Here is a 20,936-nt window from a genome sequence, read left to right on the forward strand (position 1 = left end):
TAAACCTTCCCCATGCAACCGCCAGAGATTCAAATCCGGGTAGAAGACGATCGCACTGGACTCAGTCAAGAAACGCTCAAACGGGCATTTCTCGACAATCTCTTTTACATCCAGGGCAAATTTCCCAGACTTGCGTCCAAAAACGATTACTACATGGCGCTAGCCTACACGGTACGCGATCGCCTCCTCAAACGCTGGTTGAGCACGACCGCCACTTACCTCGATCGCCAGCAGCGCTGCGTATGCTACCTGTCGGCTGAGTTTTTGATGGGGCCGCATCTGGGCAATAACCTCATCAACTTGGGGATTTACGACCAAGTCAAACGTGCTGTCGAGGATCTCTGTATCGATTTTGAAGCGCTGTTGGAACAAGAAGAAGAACCCGGATTGGGGAATGGGGGATTGGGGCGTCTGGCGGCTTGCTACCTCGATTCCCTCGCAACGCAAGAGATTCCGGCCTTCGGCTTCGGGATTCGCTACGAGTTCGGCATTTTCGATCAAGAGATTAAAGACGGTTGGCAGGTCGAAATCACCGACAAGTGGCTGCGCTACGGCAATCCTTGGGAAATTCCTCGCCCGGAGTGGTCGGTGGAGGTTCCCTTTGGCGGCTATACCGAACGGTTTAGAGACGAACGCGGACGCGATCGCATCCGCTGGATTCCCAGCCAAACCATCAAAGGCATCCCCTACGACACGCCGATTTTGGGGTATCGCACGAACACCGCCAACACCTTGCGACTCTGGAAAGCAGAAGCCTCGGAGTCTTTTAACTTCAGTGCGTTTAACGATGGCGACTACTACGGAGCCGTTCGCGAGAAGGTGATGTCCGAAAACCTGACGAAGGTGCTCTATCCCAATGACGCAAAAGTGATTGGAAAACAACTGCGCTTAGAACAACAGTTTTTCTTCGTCTCTTGCACCTTGCAACACCTGATTCGGATTCTCGCGGGCCAAAACTTTCCCGTGGCGCGATTCCACGAGAAGTTTGCCCTTCAACTCAACGACACCCATCCGGCGATCGCCATTGCCGAACTCATGCGGCTGTTGCTCGATCGAGAGCAGATGGATTGGGATGCGGCTTGGGCGATCGTGCAACAATCCTTTGCCTATACCAACCATACCCTCTTGCCAGAAGCCTTAGAGAAATGGCCGATCGCCATGTTTGGCAGCCTATTGCCCCGGCATCTCGAAATTATTTACGAGATTAACAGTCGGTTTTTAGATGAAGTGCGGCTCCGGTTCCCCGGCGACAACGATCGCTTGGCGAGGCTGTCGCTCATCGACGAAAGCGGCGAACGGTACGTGCGCATGGCGTATCTTGCTTGCGTGGGCAGTCACACCATCAACGGGGTGGCCGAACTCCACAGCGCTCTGCTCAAAAAAACCGTGCTCGCGGATTTTTATGAGGTTTTCCCAGAGAAATTTACCAACAAAACCAATGGCGTAACGCCTCGCCGCTGGTTGGTTTTGAGCAACCCCCGTTTGACTGATTTAATTACCGACGCAATTGGCAGCCGCTGGATCGAGCACCTAGAGGATCTCAGGCAGTTAGAATCCTACGTTGAGGATGCGGGGTTCCGCGCGCAATGGCGACAGGTCAAGTACGCGATCAAACAAGACCTGGCAGCCTATCTCGAAAAACGCTTGGGAATTCAAGTCGATCCTCAATCGTTGTTCGATATGCAGGTCAAGCGAATTCACGAGTACAAGCGACAGCACCTCAACATTCTGCACGTGGCAACCCTTTACCTCCGCCTCAAGCGCGATCCCAATCTGGAAATGACGCCGCGCACGTTCATTTTTGGGGGTAAGGCGGCCCCCAGCTATACGATGGCGAAGCTGACGATCAAGCTCGTTAATGCCGTGGGCGAGATCGTCAACAAGGATCCGGTCAGCCGCGATCGCCTCAAAGTCGCGTTCGTGCCCGATTTCAACGTCACCATCGGCCAAAAAATTTACCCCGCTGCCGATTTGTCAGAACAAATTTCAACCGCAGGTATGGAAGCCTCCGGCACGGGCAACATGAAATTTGCCATGAACGGGGCCTTAACCATCGGCACCCTAGACGGTGCCAACATTGAAATCCGCGAGGAAGTGGGAGCCGAAAATTTCTTCCTGTTTGGATTGAGCGCGGCGGAGGTCTGCGAACTCAAGGCGCGAGGCTATCGCCCGCAGGACTACTCCCAATCTAACGAGATGCTCCAGGCCGTATTGGACCTGATCGCCGATGGATACTTTTCCCACGGCGATCGGGATCTCTTCCGACCCCTCCTCGACAGATTGCAGTCTGACGACCCGTTCCTAGTGCTAGCGGATTATCAATCCTATATTGATTGTCAAGATCGGGTGTCTCAGGTCTATCGCGACCCAGACCAATGGAGTCGCAAATCGATTCTCAATACCGCCCGCATGGGTAAATTTTCCTCAGATCGCGCGATTCGGGAATACTGTCGGGATATTTGGAAGGTGGAGCCGGTCCCGATCGACTTGGCCGCATATCCGTTCGATGCAGGCAGCTGCCAAATCCAATGAGCGATGGCTGACGCGCGGGATGTTTTGGCGGTCTGTTTTAGTTTTTAGTTAGGGGATCGCATTGCCTGAATCCCCTTAAACGCTTGTCCGCGACGGTTGCGCTGCGGAATTCCGAAGGGCGAGGGGGCGATCGCGCAAATTTGCCCTATTCAAAAAAAATAGACGTCCTTAAAATGATTTAGAGTATCCTCAAGTTAACGCTGTAATAAAGAATAATTGCTCAGTATCCCTTTAAAACTGCTCATCCCCGTCGATGTACATGGGTTAAACTATGCCTTTGTCTGTTGAACAGCTGGTTCATACAAATTTTTCCGGTGTTGGCAGTAGAACGCTGACCAGCTCGAGGATGCCGGAAGCCATTCAACAGTCATTTATGCAGGCGATCGTCCTTCCGTACCGAAAAGATCCGGCTTTGCTCAGATCGCACACCCGAGTCGGATACATCCACCAGCTCGCGCCCGACGAATTGCTATTTGGTTGGGTGTATTGCGACGAATCAGTCCGAAACCCAGACGAGCTGATTTTTACTTTTATTTGTTACTACTCGACTCAACCCTTAGATGCCCCACAGCTCGAACTGATTTCTAAGTGCTTAGAGAACGGCCCAGCGACACCGCTCGATAGACTAGAAAATGGCACGCTTTTAGAATCCCTCACGATTTCAGACTCCCTCGATTACGACCCCACTAGAGCTGGAGTTCCCATTCCCTCAAGCACGACGGCCCTCAATCGCCTGCTGCTTTACAAAAAAAAATTGCTGCATTGCATGGTGCCGTTTGAAGAACCGCAGCAAAGCCAGACGCGTCAGAATGGCGATCGCAGTGTTGTGGCCCCAACGACAACCCGCGCTGTCGGCAACCCGCAAAGGCAGATGCCTCGGGATATCGAACGGAACGAGCCTAAATCTCCCTCTGTCCTCGAACGCTACCCCCTGCCCGAATCCTTTGTACCTCGCTTGAGCAGTAAATTTGCGCTCCTGATAGGCATCAGCGAACACGGGTTGGGGATTCAGCCTCTTCCCGGCGTCAAAAAAGATGTCGAGTCCCTCCGACAGGTGTTGTCCAACCCGAAGATTGGCAACTTTGCTGAAGTCGATACAGCCCTCAATCTCGACAGCCCAACAATGGCAGCGAGAATCGAACATTTTCTCTCCAACTCTCCTCCAGAAAGTTTGGCGCTGCTTTATTTTTCGGGGTATGCCATATTAGATCGCCAGGGAACGCTGTGTCTGAGTACGTCAGCCAGCCGAAGAAACGCCCAAGGTAAAATCGTTCGCTCGACGTTTGTTTCGACCGATTTTCTAGGAGCTGTCATGCAAGACTGTCCGGCGCGGCAGTTGGTACTAATTCTCGATGTTTGCATTACCAAAGAAGATCCCCTCCATCAGCCCGACCTCAGCAAGCCGTTTGAGACAGTGCGGCAGCAATTGAGTGGCCTCGGCCAAACTATTTTGGTCTCTTCAACCGGGATTCACGATACGGGCGTTCAAAAAGGAGTGCAATCTTCGGTCTACACTTACTATTTAGTTGAAGGTCTCAAAAGCGGCATTGCCGATGCAAAATCGACGGGTATCATTTCCCTAGGGGAATGGCACGCCTATGCGAAACAAAAGGTTCAAGTGACCAGTCCCGCTTTGCGCCCCACCCTGTACGGTCTCCTGGAGCAAAAACAGATTCAGATCGCTCAAGCCTCCCTGGACGATCCGAGGCTGTTATTTCGTCGAGAAGTCGAGCGTTTTTCGAGGAAGGGTCAAATATCTCTCGTCAATAAGCTCATTCTCGACGACCTGCAGAAAAACCTGGGTCTTCAATCTGTAGAAGCTTCCAAAATTAAGGCTGAGGTGCTCAAGCCTTATAAAGAGTATCAAAATAAACTTCGTCAGTACGCCCGTATTTTTCTAAGCCGCACGGACAGAGAAGTTCCTGCTAAAAGCAACAGCAGCAGTCAACAAATTTCGTATTTACAAGATTCCCTCGGTTTAACGGATGTCGATACAGAGCCGATCAGAGCCGAGATTCTGCGGCAGCTCAGTGCAATTCAAATCCCAGTCGCAGCTACCGCTGGCGCTTTGGCGCTGGAAGGGCGCAGGCCATCGCGCCAGCGAAGGTCGAGGTCCTACGCCCAAGCTTCTTCCGCCATTCAAGGGTCGCTCGCTCATCTTGCAAGCGAGGCAAATCGCTGGACGAACGTAGCGAGGCAGCGCTTAGCGACCCTTGAGACCCCTCATTTCACTTGGAATGCAGTGCAAAGCTGGGTGGCTGTAAGACCTGGAAAAGTTGCGGCGGGAGTTCTTGCCGGATTGATGGGGTTGTTTGTGGTTTCGACATCGCTCTTTAACGCCCGTCAAAAGCAAGAACAATCTCAGCAGCGGCAAACGCTAGAGACTTTAATTCAACAGCAAAAATACGATGAGTGCGAGACGTTTGGAAAAGCGCTGCCTCAATCGCTGAAATTATCCGATCCCGTTCAACTCTTGTTGCAGCAGTGTCAAACAGGCTTGCGCTGGAAAAATGCAGCGGTACGGCCTGTGGCGCAACCGTCAAGTGCGGTGTGGGCGCTTGCTTTTGCGCCAAAGGGTCAGACGCTGGCGGTGGGTAGAGAGGATGGCAAGATCCAACTCTGGAATGTTGCAACGCAGCAATTGAATTTTAATCTGCAGGGACACCCCGATCGCCTGTGGAGCGTGGCATTCAATTCTGATGGAACCCAAGTGGCCAGCGCGGGGGGCGATCGCGCGGTCAAACTGTGGGATGTTGCATCGGGGAATCGCATTCATCGATTTAAAGGGCATCAGAATACGGTTTGGTCCGTTGCGTTTACGTCCGATGGTAGCTTTGTGGCTAGCGGGAGCGAAGATGGTACGGTCAAGCTGTGGAACGCGGGCACGGGTACCCTGCACCGCACTTTAAATCCCGAATCTGGCGCAATCCGAGCGATCGCCCTCGGGCCGGACGGCAGGACCCTGGTTAGTGCCGGAGCCAGTAAAGACATTACCGTCTGGGATATCGAGACGGGCAAGCCCTCTCTAACCCTGACCGGCCATACCGATCGCGTTATTGCCTTGGCGATCGGCGGTAACGGCACGCTGCTGGCCAGTGGGAGTACGGATAAAACGATCAAGATCTGGAACCTTCAAGACGGAACGTTGCTGCGCTCCATCGATATCGGTTCTTCTAGCCTTCAAACGCTGGCTTTTAGCCCGGACAAAGAAACCATCGCTAGCGGTATAGGCAGTGCGGCGCGGTTGTGGAATGTCCAGACGGGTCAATTCATCTATCAATTTTCTGGTTCGCCCAGCAATGTAACTGCAACGGCGTTCAGTTCAGACGGGCAAATGCTAGCGATCTCCAGAGAGAACAAGTTGCTGAGCGTCTTAAAGCATTAATTGCACTGCATCGATTCTCTGAGTGCCTCGATCGATCCAGCGAAGATTACTGAGACGAACTGGGTAAACCCCACATCCGTTCCAAGCGGGCGGCGTAACTTTGCATCACCTCAAGGGCAAACATCGGGAGTTCCTGAACGGCAAAGAAGAAACGCTGCTGGTCTAGCGTCGCTAGTTTGCAATCCGTTTTGGCGATCGCCGCATACAACCTCGGCTCTGCTTCAATCAAAGCCGCAACGCCAAACACTTTGCCGGATTCAATGGTTTCAACGATGCGACCGTCAATGACTAAATCGACTGCACCATCGATAATGCCATACATGACATCGCTCGGTTGGCCCGTTTCGAAAATGGCTTGCCCGGCTTTAAAGGACAGAGGATCTGGCTGTTCCTGAAAGATCTTAAGCGTTGTAATTGGATCGATCATTGTTGTTTGCCTGTAAAAGCCCAGAGGTAGCTTAAAGGCAAACGGAGCGCGAAGAGATTAAGGGAAGGTTTAGAAAAGGTTAAAGTTTGGGCTAAACCCTAGCCATAAAACGCGTATCGAGTGCGATCGCGGGTTTACCCCTCGCCGATATTCCATCGCGGCTGCAAGACAAGCGCGCGTAATTGTTGGCGGAATTCAGGATTGAGGTACTTTTGCTGAAGGGGTTGCCATTGCTGCCATTGTTCTAAACGCTGCTTTTGTAAATAGCGTTCTAACGAAGGGATGGCTTTTTTCCAGTCCGAACCCGCTGCTTTTTCAAGGAAGTCGCCGAGCACTTGACTGTCTTGCAGTTGGCCTAGAAGGTCTTGGATGGCTCTAAATTCTAAAGTTTGCTCGGTATAAGCCGAATCGTAAAAGCCTTTAAAGAACTCCGTCTGGTAACGCACTCGCTTGATTTGCTTCCGCAGGTCGTGCAAAATCGGTCCGTACTCCGCAAGGTAAATCTCGACTTGAGTATCGGTTACTGCCACCTGGGAAGACCATTGCTGGATAGGCCCGGCTATCGCCGCCAACCAACCGGGATGCAAGAGCAGTTGGTCGATCAAGGGCAATAGTAAATCCGGCAGCACGAGCTGGATCGGCCATTCAGCTCCAGCCCGAAAACTGGGATACTTCAGCCATGTCTGAAATTCTTCCACAAATTGACGATATCGATTCCCCTGCAGCGTCGCGCGCATTTGCTTAAACTGCTTTTGACGCTGACGGTTTAAGCGCTTCAACGTTTTTTCAACTTTGCTCAACTCCTCTTCATCTAAAGTCGAGTCAGCGATAAAATCTTGAAACCATTGCCCTAAAACATCTAAATCCCTAACCCTTCCCAATCTTTTCGAAATCTTCGCAATATCGCGTTCCAGATCTTTGGAAAGCGCTACAAACGGGTCAAACACGATCGACGCCGTGCGCAGCCGTCGCATCCCCACCCGCATCTGATGGAGCGGTTCCGGGTCTAGATCTTGAAAAATATCTTCTTCGTGCTCGATCGACTTATGAAAATGTTTCCGGATAGACGCCAGAGCGAATTCTCCTAAGGTGAGCTTTTCGCGCTCAGGCGATGCATTTTCAACCGCGTTAGATTTTATCTCATCTGTCATATCGCCTCTCCTCCGGGAAGCGTGTGGAGCGATTCACCAGGAACGAAGCGCCCTTAACTGGGGCGATTTCTTGAGCTGGTGAGCCTGCATGCGGCTTAAAACATCGTCCAAGATAGTCACGGCCTCTACAATAAACGGCCCCTTATTGAGCATGACACATTCTGCCCGTTCTCCCATGGCCGCATCGGTCATTTCGGCTCGCGAAGGAATCCCTTTTTTAACTAATGTTTCTAAAACTTGGGTCGCCCAAATCACCGGAATATGAGCGGCTTCGCACAGCCAAAGAATTTCTTCTTGAATTTCGGCAAGACGCTGGTAGCCCACCTCGACGGCCAGATCGCCTCTGGCAATCATGATGCCGAAGGGTTGCTTGCCCGCTGCCTGAACGATCAGTTCCGGTAAATTCCGAACCGCAAGCGGGGTTTCAATTTTAGCAATAATGGCAGGGATGCGCGCATTCTTGGGCAGCAGCAGGTGTAACTCTCGTTGCAATAGTTCGATATCCTCCGGTCTTTGGACGAAGGAATATCCGACGATGTCGGCATGGGCTGCTACAAACTTCAGATCCTGTAAGTCCCTATCCGTTAGCGGACTGAGCCGCAGTTCGGTTTCGGGGAAATTGAGTCCCTTATCGGGACGTAGCTTGCTGCCTTTTAAGTCGGCGTGAGTAATCTGTAATAGAACCCCTTGGCGGTCGATCGCCTCGACAGTAGCCCCGATACGCCCGTCGTCAATCCAAACCGTAGTGCCAACCTGCAATTGTTCGAGCGCTGCGGGCAAACTACATTGAGCCTGTAAATACGCCGATTCATTGGTGGCAGGCAGATCTGATGTCAGCAAGAGGCGATCGCCTCGGCGGACGCGCTGCTGCTCGGCATTGGACGAAACTGCCATGCTCAGGCGAGGTTTCGGGCCGCCTAAGTCCATCAAGATTTTGCAGGGATTGCCCGTTTCTGCCTCGGCCTGACGGATATTGGCAATCATTGCCGCCCAGATCTCGACATTGTCGTGCGCGCAGTTAATGCGCGCGCAGTTGGTTCCCCGCTGGAACAAACGCCGTACCAACGCGTAATCGCTAGCCGCCCCAGTCGGCAATGTGACCATAATCCTGACGCGGCGGTGGGAGAGCGTTGGGCCGAACAACTCTTCCGTTTGCTCCAGCAGCAGGCGATCGCCCTCGAAAAAGTCCTCCACTGCGGGATGTTGAGGAAGATGGGCCGAGGCGGTTTGACACACTGCCTCTAAGGTGGCAATAACGGCATCTAAATTGGGCAGCACGCGGGACTCGATGCGTCCCAAAGATGATAGACCCCAAGGCATCAGCGCGGTTTGGAGCGATCGTAAGTCTCGATGCCGCAGGGCCAAGTAATAAGCCAGATTGAGACTGCTTTTGAGAAAAGCTTGGCGATGAATCTGCGATCGCCACTTCGTAAAGATGTCTTGGCCTTCCCGCACGACTTCAGACCTGAGCTGTTTCAGCACGCTCAGCAAAGCGCTAGGAGAGGAAAGAGCAAAGGTAGACTCGCGCTCTCCAGAGGACGGATCTCCCTCAAGATTTTGCACTAACATGGGCATTCCTTAACCGGACCGCAACCATTGATTAGCATCCGATTTGAGGCTAAGCGATTTACGCTCTTTTTTCAATCACGATCGTCAAGTGAGCGACCAGCGCGCCGATCGCGCCCACTGCGGCAACCACGGGAAAGAAAGCAGCACCCAACACTCCGCCGACAACTCCGACCGTCAGTGGAATTTCAATCAATACCCGCCCTTCTTCATTTTTGATAATAATTCGACGAATATTGCCTTCGTGAACGAGTTCTTTCACTTTAACGGCAAGATCGTTCCCGCTGATTGTAAATTCTTCCACGGTCACTTTTTCTTCGGTTTTGGCTTCAGATTCCACCGGGGTCACATCAATAGTCACCCGTTCCCCTAGTTCGTCTTCTCGATCGGTTGGCGAGTTCATTGCAGCACTCCTTATTCTTAGCCCTGACTCTAGGCTAAAGGGTAATTCTGAGGAAATTGTGAGGAGCGAGGCTGAAACGCGATGCCCTTATCCCTCCAAATATCGGCCCGTCTCGGCCTTGGGTCGGCCTCACGACTTCCTCATGGGGGGCGATCTAACTTAAAAATGGGGCAAGTTTTATCTATACAGACCCGGAAGCAATCCGTTTGTTCGCTCAATGATGAGACATACAACCTGGTAGCGAATCGATGCGCATGCGTAGGCAAAGGAGCGAAGTGCGTGCTGAGAAGCCTCCAAGTCTTAAAAATGCTAGCTTTGGGGATATTTTTTGCTTTAGCTGCTCCGCGATTGAACGATTTCCTGATGGCGGTCAGTCAGGAGCGCGGGGAAGGAGGCCAGGCGATCGCCGCGCTGAGCAACGGGGATTACCAATATTGCAGCAAACCCGACCCGATCGATGGGAGAGACGAAGATGGGGTTTGCTTCATCTTAAAAAAAACGGACAAAACGATTGCAGGCTATTACGGCTACCCCAACTCTGACAATTACATCTGCATCAGAGGGACAGCAGATGCAAACCAGATCCAGGGAGAGGGATTGGCCCTTTCCTGGCCGGGAGCCTATTGGGCTAAAATTCCCAATGTTGAATTTACCTGGGATGCGGAGGGGCATTTAAAACTTTCTAAAGGGGAAATTATTCGCTCCGCCAACGAGGGGACAGAACGTCTCGATTGGGTCCGATTCCATAAAGCAATGCTAAACATTCGCAATTTCTATAGGTACCGATCGCCGCGAATGACCTCGCCTTCGCAGCTGTGCGACTGGCCGAAATAACGCCCTTTTAAGCGTGAAATCTCTCAAAATGCTGGAGTAGGGGGATTGTATTTCAGAGATACAGACCCTTTTCTGAAAAACAGGCTAAGATACTTCCAAGTGAAAATTCAATGAATGCTTTAGGCCGTTTAACTAGCCCTTCGCCTATCTTTAATAGGAGCGTTTGCATTTAAAATGATTTTTCCTATGTTTTCTCTCGGATTATTCAGTCAAACCTTCCAGCCGCGACTGGCCTTGCACGTCCCGGATGGCTTTTTAAACGGGCCAGTGCTGGCGATCGCTTGGTTGATTTCGATCGGGCTGATTGCGTTGGCGCTGAGACAAGTTCAGGCTGAATATCGAGACCGGGCCGTTCCCCTCATGGGCGTTTGTGCGGCATTTATATTTGCGGCTCAAATGATTAACTTTCCGATCCCCGGCGGCACCTCAGGCCATCTTCTGGGCGGTACTTTAGCGGGTGCGTTGCTGGGTCCTTGGGCGGGATCGCTGGTCATGGCAGTGGTCTTTATCGTTCAGGGCGTAGTGTTTCAGGACGGCGGTATCACGGCTATGGGGGCCAATATCTTCAATATGGGCTTGATCGGCACCTTTGGCGGGTATTACGTCTTGCGGACGATTCGCAACTCTATCGGACGAGATAAGCTATCGGGCATGGTTGTAGGGACGGCGGTTGCCGCTTGGCTCAGCGTCGTCGTTGCCTCTGTCTTTTGCGCGTTGGAACTGGCAATTTCAGGTACCGTGCCGCTCAATCTAGCCTTAGGCGCAATGGTAGGCTGGCATATTTTTATCGGCATTGGAGAAGCTCTGATTACCGTTGTGACCTTGACCTTTATTTGGCGCACTCGACCGGATTTACTGTATCGATCCCCGCGAAGGGCGACAGCTACTTCCCCCCGCTCGCTTTTAACTCGTTAGACTGTTAAACCTAACGTTTAGATCCTCGCAAAGCCTTTAGAATGTCATGACTCATCCTTCTTCTGAGACGCGCAATCGAGTTTTTGTAATGTCAGGCTTGGGGATTGCGATCCTGATCGGGGTATTTCTGTCTCCTTTTGCCAGTCAAAAGCCTGATGGTCTAGATCGGGTTGCCGAAGATCTGAAATTTGATGAAAAAGCCGTTGTAGAACATGCTGGTCGCAAGCTTCCCTTTTTTCAAATCCTTGATGGGTACAACCTGCGGGGCGTTCCGACAGAAATCGCAACGCCACTTTCTGGGCTTTTAGGCGTTCTCGTAACCTTCGGTGTTGCTTGGGGTGTGGGCAAGTTGGCCGTACGCGGTTCTTCTCCCTCTGATGAAGCCTCCCCTGAATAACGGTTTCATTGCAGAGGAATTTCAATTAATGTTGCTGCACATTGGCGCGTTTCATTTAGATATTGATAGCCAGCAGCAGACTCCCTGGCATCGTTTAGCGGCCCAAACGCGCATTCTTTGCGTGCTACTGTTGCTATTGGCTACGGTGCTGACGCCCAACGGGCAATGGCTGACTTGGTGCGTTTACGGCACGGGTATTTTAGGGATGTTGCTCGTCAGTCGGGTGACGCTATCGGTGCTGTGCAAGCGCGTTGCTGTCGAGTCTGCGTTTGTCAGCGTCGTGCTGTTGGGAACGCTCTTTCGAGCGGGAGGAGACGTGTTGTGGCAGTGGGGCTGGCTCCAGATTGGCACAACTGGACTCACCATTCTAGGGAGCGTTAGCTTCAAAGCATTGCTGTCGCTGCTTCTGTTGAACGTGCTGACGCTCACCACTTCCGTCTCCATGCTGTTGTACGGCCTTGCGGTTCTCCGCACCCCACCCTTACTGATTGCAATTTTGGCTTCGATGTATCGCTACCTTGGGGTACTTATTGAAGAGTTTGATGCCATGCGCCGCGCCGCGATCTCTCGCAATTTGATGGGGAGCAGCCACTGGCAGCGCTTGGTACTTGGCAACACGATCGGGGCTTTATTTATTCGGACTTACGAACGCGGCGATCGCATTCATCAAGCCATGCTATCGCGGGGGTATCAAGGTCTACCGCCTGTTGCAGAGACGATTCGATTAGAGCGGCGAGACATTGCAGCTCTGACGCTGACGCTCGTTTTCGTACTGCTGGGGCAATTTATCAATTTACTCCGTTAACTTTATATCGCTGCGCTGAATGCACCACAATCCTATTTCGATTGAGAATTTGAGTTATATCTACCCCGACGGAACGCCAGCGCTCAAGGATGTAGCGCTACACATCAAGGCAACGGAGCGGGTCGCACTCGTCGGCGCGAATGGATCTGGCAAGTCAACGTTGCTGTCCCACCTCAACGGTATTTTGTTGCCCCAAGAGGGCACGGTGGTGGTAGGCGAATATACCTTAGAGTCAAAACACCTCAAGGCCATTCGAAATTTTGTCGGTCTAGTCTTTCAAAACCCCGACGACCAACTTTTTATGCCTACGGTCTGGGAGGACATCGCTTTTGGCCCCACGAACCAAGGCTGCAAGGGGGAGGCTCTGGCCCGTCGCTGCTTTATGTCCATGCAGGCTGTCGGTTTAGACCCAGAACTGTTTCGGGATCGCATGACCGGAAACCTATCGGGAGGCCAGAAAAAGCGCGTGGCGATCGCCGGGGTGCTGGCCATGCAACCGCAAATTTTGGTGCTGGACGAACCTTCCGCCCAACTCGATCCGCGATCTCGGCGTCAGCTGATCGAGCTATTGCGCAGTTTGCCCATCACGCAGCTAATTGCCACTCACGATTTAGATTTAGCCTTGGAACTGTGCGATCGCACCGTCGTTCTCAGCCACGGCCGCGTCGTCCGAGATGGTCCGACCGCTACAATTCTCAGCGACGGCGATTTTCTAGCGCAGCATCACTTAGAATTGCCCCTGAGCTACAGTCGGCCTTACTGCTCCCTAGAGCACGCCCCCACAGCCTACGTTACGGCTGGCATCAATCTTTTATCGTTAGGACGCGGTTGAAGATCGTTCTGCGCGAGCTCGCGTCAGCTTGCTAAATCTACCAGGGCATCTCGTTGAAACCGAATGACCCGCGAAAGGGAAAGTCGATAATGCTCGGAAGGACAAACCGTCAGGGCAATGCTGCCCTGTCCCGAATTGTCGACTTGCCTAACCGTACAAACCTGCTGCTTGTTATTGCAGTAGGCCACAATGCGATCGCCCATTCGAATTTCTATCGCCTGAATTTTTGTCATCGTTCTTCCTTCGTGCTAACCCTCAACCGATCGGTCTCCAAAAAACGAGGTCAGCTCAAGATCGGTGCGTCCAGCTTCGCCCCTTTCAAGGTGGCCAAACCCTCTGGCAAAGTGGCACCGTGCAGGTACGTCCGATCCAGAATGGCCTCCTTCAGATCGACGCCACTCAAATCCGCCTTTACAAAATTTGTTTCTGTCAAATTAGCTTGGGCTAAATTTGCCTCAGTCAAATTGGTATAGCTGAAGTTAGCCTTGGTTAGATTGGCCTTCGTCAGAATGGCCCCGCTCAGGTTCGCCCCACTGAGATTTGCGCTTCTGAGATTTGCCGCAATGAGGTTGACGTTTTTAAAATCCCGCTGCCCTGCTGCATAGCGACTGAGGAGTTCGTTAGTATTCATAGAGAATCCAACCTAAAAGATGAGTTTAATTGTGAAAGTCAATTACTGCACCACAAACATGGATGACGGTTTGGCTTGGTGTTGAAAAAACGGATTTCAGAACGGCTGAGGCGCGGCTCGGGCACCAAAATCAAAACCGGAATCGTTTGCGGCGTTGCTTGTGTTTTGCAATCTCCTTGCGCTTGCGCTTTTCGATGGGCGTTTCAAAGTGGCGATGCTTTTTCATATCTTGAAAAACACCTGCTTTAGAGACCTCTCGCTTGAAGCGACGGAGGGCTGACTCAATTCCTTCGCTCTCGCCAGGAATGATGTGGGTCATTAAAATATTTTCCTTAGCAGTGAGGTCTTGGGGGGCCGATTCAAGGTTTCAATTTACCTCAACTAAAAGGGGGCAGACCCAATGGGTCTACCCCGAAGACCTTAGAGTTTAGTCTTTTATCTGAAGCCTATTGAACGTTCGTTCGATAAGCGCTTAGTAGCGGCGACCGCCGCCGCCACCGCCACCGCCAAAAGAGCCACCGCGATCTTCACGAGGCTTGGCCTTATTGACCTTGAGGCTGCGCCCCATCCATTCAGCACCGTCTAAGGCTTCAATTGCAGCGGTTTCTTCCGCATCGTTTGTCATTTCGACGAAAGCAAACCCCCGTAAGCGGCCCGTTTCTCGATCGGTCGGCAGTTTGACTTGCTTGACCGTTCCGTACTCTGCGAAGGTTTGGTTCAAGTCGTCTTGAGTGACTTCGTAGGACAGATTACCCACATAAATTGACATAAAGCATTTCCAGAATCAAGGTAATGAAGAGAGTTAGATTCGGAGAAACGCTGATGGAACGAATTACACAGCCGAAAATAATCTATACTCTGCATTCTAACACGATCGAGCATTTGACGCTTGCAGCCGAGATCGAGCGAACCGCTAAAATTCAAGGCTTTTGGGCTTTGGGCTTCCGCAAAACTCTCTAGGACGAGTTTAACCGATCCAAATTCATCGGTTTGTTGCTTCCACAGGTTCCCTCGTCTACGCTAGCTGTAGCCAGTTTGATACTTCGGTTTTCGGCAACGGTTTCGAAAAGTAATAGCCCTGTCCGTAGTCACAGCCCATCTCTTGCAATAAATGCATCTGCGCGACGGTTTCAATTCCTTCTGCAACTGTGATAATGCCCAACGTCTTGCCTAGTAGAATAATGGCACGGACAATTTCTAAACTCCCTGCGTCAAGGTCCATTTTGCTCACAAATGAGCGATCGATTTTGAGACTCTTGACTGGAAATCGCTGCAGATGGCTGAGGGATGAATACCCAGTCCCAAAATCGTCCAAAGATAAACCAACGCCCAAGTTTGTGAATTGTTTCAGGGTTTTCGCAGCTAATTCCGGTTTTTCAATCAGCGTGGTTTCCGTAATCTCTAAGGTCAAACATTTTGGGTCAATTTCCGCATCCGACAGGATTTGAGAAATTTGTCCGATCGAATTGGCCTGAATCACCTGTTTGGCAGAGAGATTTACGTTGAGACAAAGGGTAGACCACTCTGAACTCTGTTGCCATTGATTCATCTGAGTGCAAGCTTCTTTTAAAATCCACCAGTCTATTAACATACACAATCCCGTTTCCTCTGCCATCGGTATAAACTCCCCCGCAGACAGCATTCCCTTTTGCGGGTGATTCCAGCGAACCAACGCCTCAAAGCTGACGGTTTTTTGAGTAGTTAGAGAAACAATAGGTTGGTAGTAAACTTCGAGCTGGCCTCGTTCTAGAGCATGCTGCAAGTCCTGTTCCAGCTTGGAGGATGCCACAGCCTGATCTCGCATGTGTGCGTCAAAAATCTGATAGCGGCCTTTACCCTGTGCCTTAGCTCGATACATGGCAATATCTGCATCTCGAATTAACTCTTCAATTTGCTCGTAGCCGGCGGAACTTAAAACGATGCCAATGCTCGCATTGGTGAAGACCTCCTGTCCTTCTAAATGGAACGGCGCGCTCAACTCGTGATGAATGCGTTGAGCCACGGTGAATGCCTCCTGCTCCGTTTTGAGGCATTCTAAAAGGATTGCAAATTCATCTCCCCCAAGTCGAGAGACGGTATCGACCGTACGGGACGATCTGAGCAATCGATCTGCTACCGCTATTAGGAGCCGATCGCCTGCTAAGTGCCCTAAACTATCGTTAATGGTTTTGAATCGATCCAAGTCTAAGAGCAGCACTGCAAAGAGATAGTCTGATTTTCGGTTAGACCGCTCTAGGGCATCCGTGAGCCGTTCTCTAAACCAAGCCCGGTTGGGTAGATTGGTGAGACTGTCATAAAAAGCATAGCGATGGAGCTTCTTGGCGCTGAGCCGCTGTTGGGTGACATCCCGGAAGATAACGACGGCTCCTGTAATATGACCTTTACCATCCTGAATGGGAACAGTTCCTCTATAAAAAGTAATGGGAGCAACGCTATCTTCGATGGGGACTTCAGTCCTGTCTTTGCGGACCAGGATGGTCAGTGCAGGAATGATCACCGTTTTTCCAGTACTGAGGGCTTCATCGATAGGGTTGCTGACGGTCTTGCGACTGGTTTCGTGAATCAGCTTAAAAACATCTGTGGAAGGTCGGCCAAGGGCTTCTTGGCAAGACCACCCCGTGATGTTCTCCGCCACTGGATTGAGCATGGTGATACAGCCCTCTACATCGGTGGTCAGTACGCCATCGCCAATGCTATTGAGTACGGTGGAGAGCCACTGGGCATTTTCTTTTAAGCGTTGCTCCATCTCGTGCTTGTAGAGCGCTACTTCAACGACCGCGCGCAGTTCCCGTTCCTCAAAGGGTTTAATGAGATAGCCATAGGGATGGGTCAATTTTGACCGCGTGAGGGTGTTGTCATCAGAGTGGGCGGTCAGATAAACAATCGGGACATCGAGCCGCTCTAAAATAGCCTGCGCTGCGGCAATGCCATCCATTTCGCCGAGCAGGCGGATATCCATTAAGATGAGATCTGGCTGTAGCTCGGAAGCTTTTTGGATCGCTAGCGATCCGGTTTTTGCGATCGCCGGAACCGCATACCCTAAATCTTCTAATGCATACTGGAGGTCGCGGGCCACAATATTTTCATCTTCAACAATTAATATACTGGTAGACATAAAAACTGATTGCGCTTGAGTTTAGGTAGAAATTTCTTAAAAAACGTCCAATCAAAGAGGGACGCATTTTTATTATGCTTCAACTCAAAACTTAAGTGGGAAATTCCACGTTTTTTCTCTGAGAAAAGGTAATTGTAAAACAGCTCCCACAACTACCGTTCACGTCTAACCAACCGTCAAGCTGATCCGTCAAGTCCTTAACCAGACGCAATCCTAGCGTTCCTGGATTGGTGCAGACTATATCAGCAGGCAAGCCTTTGCCATTGTCTTGAATACTCAAAGCGATCTGCTCTTCGGCGATCGCCATTGCCTTAACCCAGATTTCTCCTGGTTCATTGGGATTAAAGGCGTATTTAAGTGCGTTAGATACCAACTCTTGAATAATTAAACCGCAGGAAATGGCGCGATCGATTTCTAGATAGAGACCCGGATCGATTTCAAATTTAGAGGAGATTTGTGAATTTTTTGGGACATAGACGCGAAATAAATATTTCACTAAATCGCGTACGTAGGCGCGCAAATTGATTTTAGAGAAGTTATTGGACTGATAAAGTTTTTCATGAACCATTGCCATAGAGCGCACGCGATTCTGCGCTTCTTTGAGGTGTTGTGTCATAGCTGGATCGCTGAGCGTGCGGGCCTGCAGACTCAGCAAGCTACAGATGACCTGCAAATTATTTTTGACGCGATGGTGCACTTCTTTGAGCAACACTTCTTTCTCATGGAGAGATTCTGCCATTTGAAGTTCAGCGTTTTTTCTCGCTGTAATATCGTTGCCAATGGCCTGGAGCACCGTTAATGTTCCGTTTCGTTCAAAAAATGCTTGGTTGTTCCAAGTCATCCATCGCATTTCGCCATTGGGCAAAATGACGCGGTGTTCGTGATTGACCGTGGGTGTTTCAGCAGAGAGTAAAGCTAAATTTTGAGCCACCTTTTCCCGATCCTCTGGCGGGATAAGAGGCAAAAAAACTTGCCCCATCAATTCTTCAGGCTTCTTGTTGAAATAGCGGCAGTAAGCTTCGTTGACAAATAGGAGCGTACCATCGGGCTGAAAGCGGCAAATTAATTCAGTTTGGGTTTCAACAATGGCGCGGTAACGGGCTTCGCTCTCTTCTAAGGCTTGCTGAATTTTTCTGCCCTCAGTAACGTCTTCGACGATACATAAAAACCGCGATCGCCGGGAAGGAGAAGCAATAACGTAGAGGGTTGCAACGAGCCATACCACCCCCCTAGCAGTTGTGTGGCTATACTCAAATTGAACCGTTTTTCGATCGCGCGCGCTCTGCTGACAATGCTCGACCCACTGCTGCCGCAATGGTGCAGGTACCCCCAGCTCGCGAGACGACCGATTCTCCAAGTCTGCGGTCGTCAGTCCCCAAAAATTTGCCCCTGCTGCATTTGCGGAGACGATTAAAAAGTCGTCTTCAACAAGCTCGACTATCCCTATCATGATATCGGTACTGTCATAGAAGCTCCGTAGCTTTGCTTCGCTTTCTAGAAGGGCTTTTTCTACCAGCTTTTTTTCGTTTACGTCTCGATGAATCCCTACCATCCGCAGCGGTTGCTGCTGCGGATCGCGCTCAATGACTTGTCCGTAGTTGGCAATCCATTTCCAGTCACCCCATTTTGCTCTAAGGCGGTAGCTAAATTGGTAGGGGAGTTCGCTATTCTCTAAGTGCGCCGTTAAGGTTTCTGTCACCCAAATCTTATCGTCTGGGTGCATTAAGTATTCCCAGGCGCTAACGTGTCCGGGAAGGTCGCCTGGATCGTATCCCAGCATTTTGAGCCACTGGGGACTCAGGTACACCGCTCCAGTGGCAATGTCCCAGTCCCATATCCCATCGCCCGAGGCCTTCAAGGCCAGATTCAATCGTTCTTCGCTTTGCTGTAGCGCAGCCTGGACTTTCTCCGCGTCAGCCACCTGTTTGCTCAGAGACACATTCAGCGCCAAGAGCTGCTGGGTTCGTTCTGCCACCCGTCGCTCGAGGTCCAGATTAGTTTGCCTGAGAGTTTCTTGCTGTCTAAGTACTCTAAATCGACTTTGCTCCGCGTCTCGACGGGCAGACTTTAGCGCGACAATTGCGATACAAATCATTCCGTTTTCTAGGACGAACAACGCGAGTTGTAGACCTTGCCCCAGTTGGTAAATGGCAAAGTTACTGGATGGCGACAGAAAAAAGTAATAGTTGATGAGCGCAGCCAGAAAGGTTGCAATCAGTCCCGACCCTCTAGGGCCAAAGTAAGCACTGACCAGTACTGCGCCAAAAAAGCCTAGAAACGGACTTTCATGGATAACAAACGGGGCAAGCAAAAGCTTAAGGGCAAAGGCAACAGCCACAGTCAGGAATGGAATTCCATAGCGTCGCGAGCGCCAGATTGGCAAAAAAAATTGTCTTAGCATGAGGCTTCAGAAACCCGCATTGCCTGAGTCCATTAAGTCTTTACTATAGTCCTTGGATACCAGACAACACACGTTAAAGCCGACCGTTTTGAATCCTATGCCTCGATTGGACTTGCAATTCCTCATAATGGAGAGTGCACCTGTCTCCAACCCCGAACCATGAAAGTTACGTCCGTCACTCCCCCCATTCAGTGGTATCCGGGGCACATTGCCAAAGCCGAGAAAAATCTCCTAGAGCAGCTCAAGCGCGTCGATGTGGTCTTAGAGGTGCGAGATGCCCGCATTCCCTTAGCCAGCACCCACCCTCAAGTGCAGCAATGGATCGGCGAAAAGCCCAAGATTCTGGTTCTGAATCGAGTCGATTTAATTAGCCCCAAGGCTGTGGAACTTTGGCGAGACTGGTTTAGGACCCAAGGGGAGAAGGCCTACTACACGGATGCCCAGCACGGCAAGGGGATCGATCTCCTCACAAAGGCCGCTCAGGCGACTGGCGAAAAACTGAACCAACGCCGTCGCGATCGCGGGATGAACCCCCGCGCCGTGCGTGCCGTGGTCATCGGGTTCCCCAATGTAGGGAAGTCGGCACTGATCAATCGCTTGCTGAATCGCCGCGTGGTGGAGAGCGCGCGCAAACCCGGCGTTACCCGCCAGCTGCGCTGGGTGCGAATTTCACCGGAGCTAGATCTGCTCGACGCCCCAGGGGTTTTGCCCGGAAGGCTGACGGACCAAGCTGCGGCCTACCGCCTAGCCATGTGCGACGACATCGGGGAAGGAGCTTACGATCGCCAATTGGTCGCTGCTGCGCTCGTCGAGCAGATTCAGCAGATGGAATGTTGCAATCGGCAATGGCCGCACTGGGTCCCGTCCTCGCCGCTCCAAACGCGCTACGGCGTGGAACTGGATGGCCTTGCCGGAGATGAATATCTCGCCGAAGTGGCCCAAACCAAGTTTCAGGGCGATGTGGAACGCACGGCCCATCACATTCTCAATGACTTTCGCAAAGGGCTTTTGGGGGCGATCGCCCTTGAAGCCCCTCCCCTTGCTCTGGAGTTGCCTGCGCAGAATTCTGAGAACCTCTAAAGTGTTTCATTTTGTAACAAATGTCTGCAAAAGCCTACTGTCAGAGGGTTTAGGCCTGGTGCAATCTATAGATGTTTCGTTATGATTAACATAAGTTTACAAAGTTAATCAAACGGAGTTAAAGCGACAGATTATGGCAGAGTCTTTTTTTCTAGACCCGGATGAGGCAAAATCCATGGGCAACATTGACTACATGAGGACTGCCAGAAAGGTGAAAAAGAGCTATCCAACGACCAAGGCTTGGGGCGCTGGATTCGAGCAAGAGACAATCACGTCAGCATTGAGTAAAGGTGAAGTAACGCCTTCAACCTTTGAAATTGAGCAAAAGGCTGCTGAGGCGCTGAAGCCAGAAGTGGCCGAACGTCGCAAGGCTTCGTCTGACCTTGATATGTTTCGCAACATGGCTAAAGATATCCGCAAGAAGTAGGGAGTGTTAGCTCGCTGTTCAGTTTTAATGTCCGA

At 51.2% G+C, this 20,936-nt stretch carries 20 protein-coding genes; 10 read left to right on the plus strand and 10 right to left on the minus strand.

What is annotated here, in order from left to right; all coding sequences use genetic code 11:
- Window positions 1-12 precede the first annotated feature (12 nt).
- Entirely contained in the window at window positions 13-2,532 is a 2,520-nt protein-coding gene (locus tag R6H26_RS24240; RefSeq protein WP_404786232.1) for a glycogen/starch/alpha-glucan phosphorylase, read from the plus strand.
- Between the two features lie 271 nt (window positions 2,533-2,803).
- A complete protein-coding gene (locus R6H26_RS24245) occupies window positions 2,804-5,917 on the plus strand; it encodes a caspase family protein (RefSeq protein WP_404786234.1) in 3,114 nt (1,037 codons plus the stop codon).
- A 46-nt stretch (window positions 5,918-5,963) separates the two neighbouring features.
- Here R6H26_RS24245 and R6H26_RS24250 read toward each other — a convergent pair whose 3' ends face one another.
- From R6H26_RS24250 to R6H26_RS24265, 4 genes are all read right to left on the minus strand, one after another.
- On the minus strand, window positions 5,964-6,344 hold the full coding sequence (locus tag R6H26_RS24250) for a cyclic nucleotide-binding domain-containing protein (protein WP_404786236.1): 381 nt from the start codon (window positions 6,342-6,344) through the stop codon (window positions 5,964-5,966).
- A 134-nt stretch (window positions 6,345-6,478) separates the two neighbouring features.
- Window positions 6,479-7,495, minus strand: a complete 1,017-nt coding sequence (locus R6H26_RS24255; RefSeq protein WP_404786238.1) for a CHAD domain-containing protein — start codon at window positions 7,493-7,495, stop codon at window positions 6,479-6,481.
- Window positions 7,496-7,528: 33 nt separating this feature from the next.
- A complete protein-coding gene (locus tag R6H26_RS24260; protein ID WP_404786239.1) occupies window positions 7,529-9,064 on the minus strand; it encodes a pyruvate kinase in 1,536 nt (511 codons plus the stop codon).
- A 58-nt stretch (window positions 9,065-9,122) separates the two neighbouring features.
- Window positions 9,123-9,464, minus strand: coding sequence for a DUF4342 domain-containing protein (locus R6H26_RS24265; RefSeq protein WP_404786241.1), 342 nt, complete (start codon window positions 9,462-9,464; stop codon window positions 9,123-9,125).
- Between the two features lie 279 nt (window positions 9,465-9,743).
- Between R6H26_RS24265 and R6H26_RS24270 the strand changes: the two genes are divergently transcribed.
- From R6H26_RS24270 to R6H26_RS24290, 5 genes are all read left to right on the plus strand, one after another.
- Window positions 9,744-10,298 (plus strand): hypothetical protein, encoded by a 555-nt coding sequence (locus tag R6H26_RS24270; protein ID WP_404786242.1) that lies wholly within the window; start codon window positions 9,744-9,746, stop codon window positions 10,296-10,298.
- A gap of 186 nt (window positions 10,299-10,484) precedes the next feature.
- A complete protein-coding gene (locus R6H26_RS24275) occupies window positions 10,485-11,213 on the plus strand; it encodes an energy-coupling factor ABC transporter permease (protein ID WP_404786244.1) in 729 nt (242 codons plus the stop codon).
- Between the two features lie 46 nt (window positions 11,214-11,259).
- Window positions 11,260-11,610, plus strand: coding sequence for a PDGLE domain-containing protein (locus R6H26_RS24280; RefSeq protein WP_404786246.1), 351 nt, complete (start codon window positions 11,260-11,262; stop codon window positions 11,608-11,610).
- A gap of 28 nt (window positions 11,611-11,638) precedes the next feature.
- On the plus strand, window positions 11,639-12,415 hold the full coding sequence (gene cbiQ / locus R6H26_RS24285) for a cobalt ECF transporter T component CbiQ (RefSeq protein ID WP_404786248.1): 777 nt from the start codon (window positions 11,639-11,641) through the stop codon (window positions 12,413-12,415).
- A 19-nt stretch (window positions 12,416-12,434) separates the two neighbouring features.
- The gene (locus R6H26_RS24290) at window positions 12,435-13,247 is read left to right on the plus strand and encodes an energy-coupling factor ABC transporter ATP-binding protein (protein WP_404786250.1); all 813 of its coding nucleotides are present in this window, start codon (window positions 12,435-12,437) and stop codon (window positions 13,245-13,247) included.
- 23 nt (window positions 13,248-13,270) lie between these two features.
- On the opposite strand, the gene R6H26_RS24295 is transcribed toward R6H26_RS24290, so the two are convergent.
- From R6H26_RS24295 to R6H26_RS24310, 4 genes are all read right to left on the minus strand, one after another.
- A complete protein-coding gene (locus R6H26_RS24295; protein WP_404786252.1) occupies window positions 13,271-13,480 on the minus strand; it encodes a hypothetical protein in 210 nt (69 codons plus the stop codon).
- A gap of 50 nt (window positions 13,481-13,530) precedes the next feature.
- The gene (locus R6H26_RS24300; RefSeq protein ID WP_404786254.1) at window positions 13,531-13,878 is read right to left on the minus strand and encodes a pentapeptide repeat-containing protein; all 348 of its coding nucleotides are present in this window, start codon (window positions 13,876-13,878) and stop codon (window positions 13,531-13,533) included.
- A 130-nt stretch (window positions 13,879-14,008) separates the two neighbouring features.
- A complete protein-coding gene (gene rpsU, locus R6H26_RS24305; protein WP_404786255.1) occupies window positions 14,009-14,197 on the minus strand; it encodes a 30S ribosomal protein S21 in 189 nt (62 codons plus the stop codon).
- Window positions 14,198-14,350: 153 nt separating this feature from the next.
- A complete protein-coding gene (locus R6H26_RS24310) occupies window positions 14,351-14,647 on the minus strand; it encodes an RNA recognition motif domain-containing protein (RefSeq protein ID WP_404786257.1) in 297 nt (98 codons plus the stop codon).
- Window positions 14,648-14,700: 53 nt separating this feature from the next.
- Between R6H26_RS24310 and R6H26_RS24315 the strand changes: the two genes are divergently transcribed.
- A complete protein-coding gene (locus tag R6H26_RS24315) occupies window positions 14,701-14,838 on the plus strand; it encodes a hypothetical protein (RefSeq protein WP_404786258.1) in 138 nt (45 codons plus the stop codon).
- A 55-nt stretch (window positions 14,839-14,893) separates the two neighbouring features.
- On the opposite strand, the gene R6H26_RS24320 is transcribed toward R6H26_RS24315, so the two are convergent.
- On the minus strand, window positions 14,894-16,993 hold the full coding sequence (locus R6H26_RS24320; RefSeq protein ID WP_404786260.1) for an EAL domain-containing protein: 2,100 nt from the start codon (window positions 16,991-16,993) through the stop codon (window positions 14,894-14,896).
- A gap of 91 nt (window positions 16,994-17,084) precedes the next feature.
- A complete protein-coding gene (locus R6H26_RS24325; protein ID WP_404786261.1) occupies window positions 17,085-19,394 on the minus strand; it encodes a PAS domain S-box protein in 2,310 nt (769 codons plus the stop codon).
- Window positions 19,395-19,553: 159 nt separating this feature from the next.
- Here R6H26_RS24325 and ylqF point away from each other — a divergent pair, with 159 nt between their 5' ends.
- Window positions 19,554-20,474 (plus strand): ribosome biogenesis GTPase YlqF, encoded by a 921-nt coding sequence (gene ylqF / locus R6H26_RS24330; protein ID WP_404786263.1) that lies wholly within the window; start codon window positions 19,554-19,556, stop codon window positions 20,472-20,474.
- Between the two features lie 133 nt (window positions 20,475-20,607).
- Window positions 20,608-20,901 carry a hypothetical protein gene (locus tag R6H26_RS24335; protein WP_404786264.1) on the plus strand — a complete coding sequence of 98 codons (294 nt, stop codon included), beginning with the start codon at window positions 20,608-20,610 and terminating at the stop codon, window positions 20,899-20,901.
- Window positions 20,902-20,936: the final 35 nt, after the last annotated feature.

It is taken from the genome of Altericista sp. CCNU0014 (assembly GCF_044923475.1).
Taxonomy (GTDB): Bacteria; Cyanobacteriota; Cyanobacteriia; order Thermosynechococcales; family Thermosynechococcaceae; genus JAAURS01.

Excerpts from the sequence above, each read along its gene's own strand:
- R6H26_RS24275 (WP_404786244.1), top strand. The coding sequence starts at position 10,485 with ATGTTTTCTCTCGGATTATTCAGTCAAACCTTCCAGCCGCGACTGGCC.
- R6H26_RS24260 (WP_404786239.1), bottom strand. The coding sequence starts at position 9,064 with ATGTTAGTGCAAAATCTTGAGGGAGATCCGTCCTCTGGAGAGCGCGAG.
- R6H26_RS24310 (WP_404786257.1), bottom strand. The coding sequence starts at position 14,647 with ATGTCAATTTATGTGGGTAATCTGTCCTACGAAGTCACTCAAGACGAC.
- R6H26_RS24245 (WP_404786234.1), top strand. The coding sequence starts at position 2,804 with ATGCCTTTGTCTGTTGAACAGCTGGTTCATACAAATTTTTCCGGTGTT.
- R6H26_RS24240 (WP_404786232.1), top strand. The coding sequence starts at position 13 with ATGCAACCGCCAGAGATTCAAATCCGGGTAGAAGACGATCGCACTGGA.
- R6H26_RS24335 (WP_404786264.1), top strand. The coding sequence starts at position 20,608 with ATGGCAGAGTCTTTTTTTCTAGACCCGGATGAGGCAAAATCCATGGGC.
- R6H26_RS24255 (WP_404786238.1), bottom strand. The coding sequence starts at position 7,495 with ATGACAGATGAGATAAAATCTAACGCGGTTGAAAATGCATCGCCTGAG.
- ylqF (WP_404786263.1), top strand. The coding sequence starts at position 19,554 with ATGAAAGTTACGTCCGTCACTCCCCCCATTCAGTGGTATCCGGGGCAC.
- R6H26_RS24290 (WP_404786250.1), top strand. The coding sequence starts at position 12,435 with ATGCACCACAATCCTATTTCGATTGAGAATTTGAGTTATATCTACCCC.
- R6H26_RS24315 (WP_404786258.1), top strand. The coding sequence starts at position 14,701 with ATGGAACGAATTACACAGCCGAAAATAATCTATACTCTGCATTCTAAC.
- R6H26_RS24295 (WP_404786252.1), bottom strand. The coding sequence starts at position 13,480 with ATGACAAAAATTCAGGCGATAGAAATTCGAATGGGCGATCGCATTGTG.
- R6H26_RS24265 (WP_404786241.1), bottom strand. The coding sequence starts at position 9,464 with ATGAACTCGCCAACCGATCGAGAAGACGAACTAGGGGAACGGGTGACT.
- R6H26_RS24300 (WP_404786254.1), bottom strand. The coding sequence starts at position 13,878 with ATGAATACTAACGAACTCCTCAGTCGCTATGCAGCAGGGCAGCGGGAT.
- R6H26_RS24280 (WP_404786246.1), top strand. The coding sequence starts at position 11,260 with ATGACTCATCCTTCTTCTGAGACGCGCAATCGAGTTTTTGTAATGTCA.
- R6H26_RS24325 (WP_404786261.1), bottom strand. The coding sequence starts at position 19,394 with ATGCTAAGACAATTTTTTTTGCCAATCTGGCGCTCGCGACGCTATGGA.
- cbiQ (WP_404786248.1), top strand. The coding sequence starts at position 11,639 with ATGTTGCTGCACATTGGCGCGTTTCATTTAGATATTGATAGCCAGCAG.
- rpsU (WP_404786255.1), bottom strand. The coding sequence starts at position 14,197 with ATGACCCACATCATTCCTGGCGAGAGCGAAGGAATTGAGTCAGCCCTC.
- R6H26_RS24320 (WP_404786260.1), bottom strand. The coding sequence starts at position 16,993 with ATGTCTACCAGTATATTAATTGTTGAAGATGAAAATATTGTGGCCCGC.
- R6H26_RS24250 (WP_404786236.1), bottom strand. The coding sequence starts at position 6,344 with ATGATCGATCCAATTACAACGCTTAAGATCTTTCAGGAACAGCCAGAT.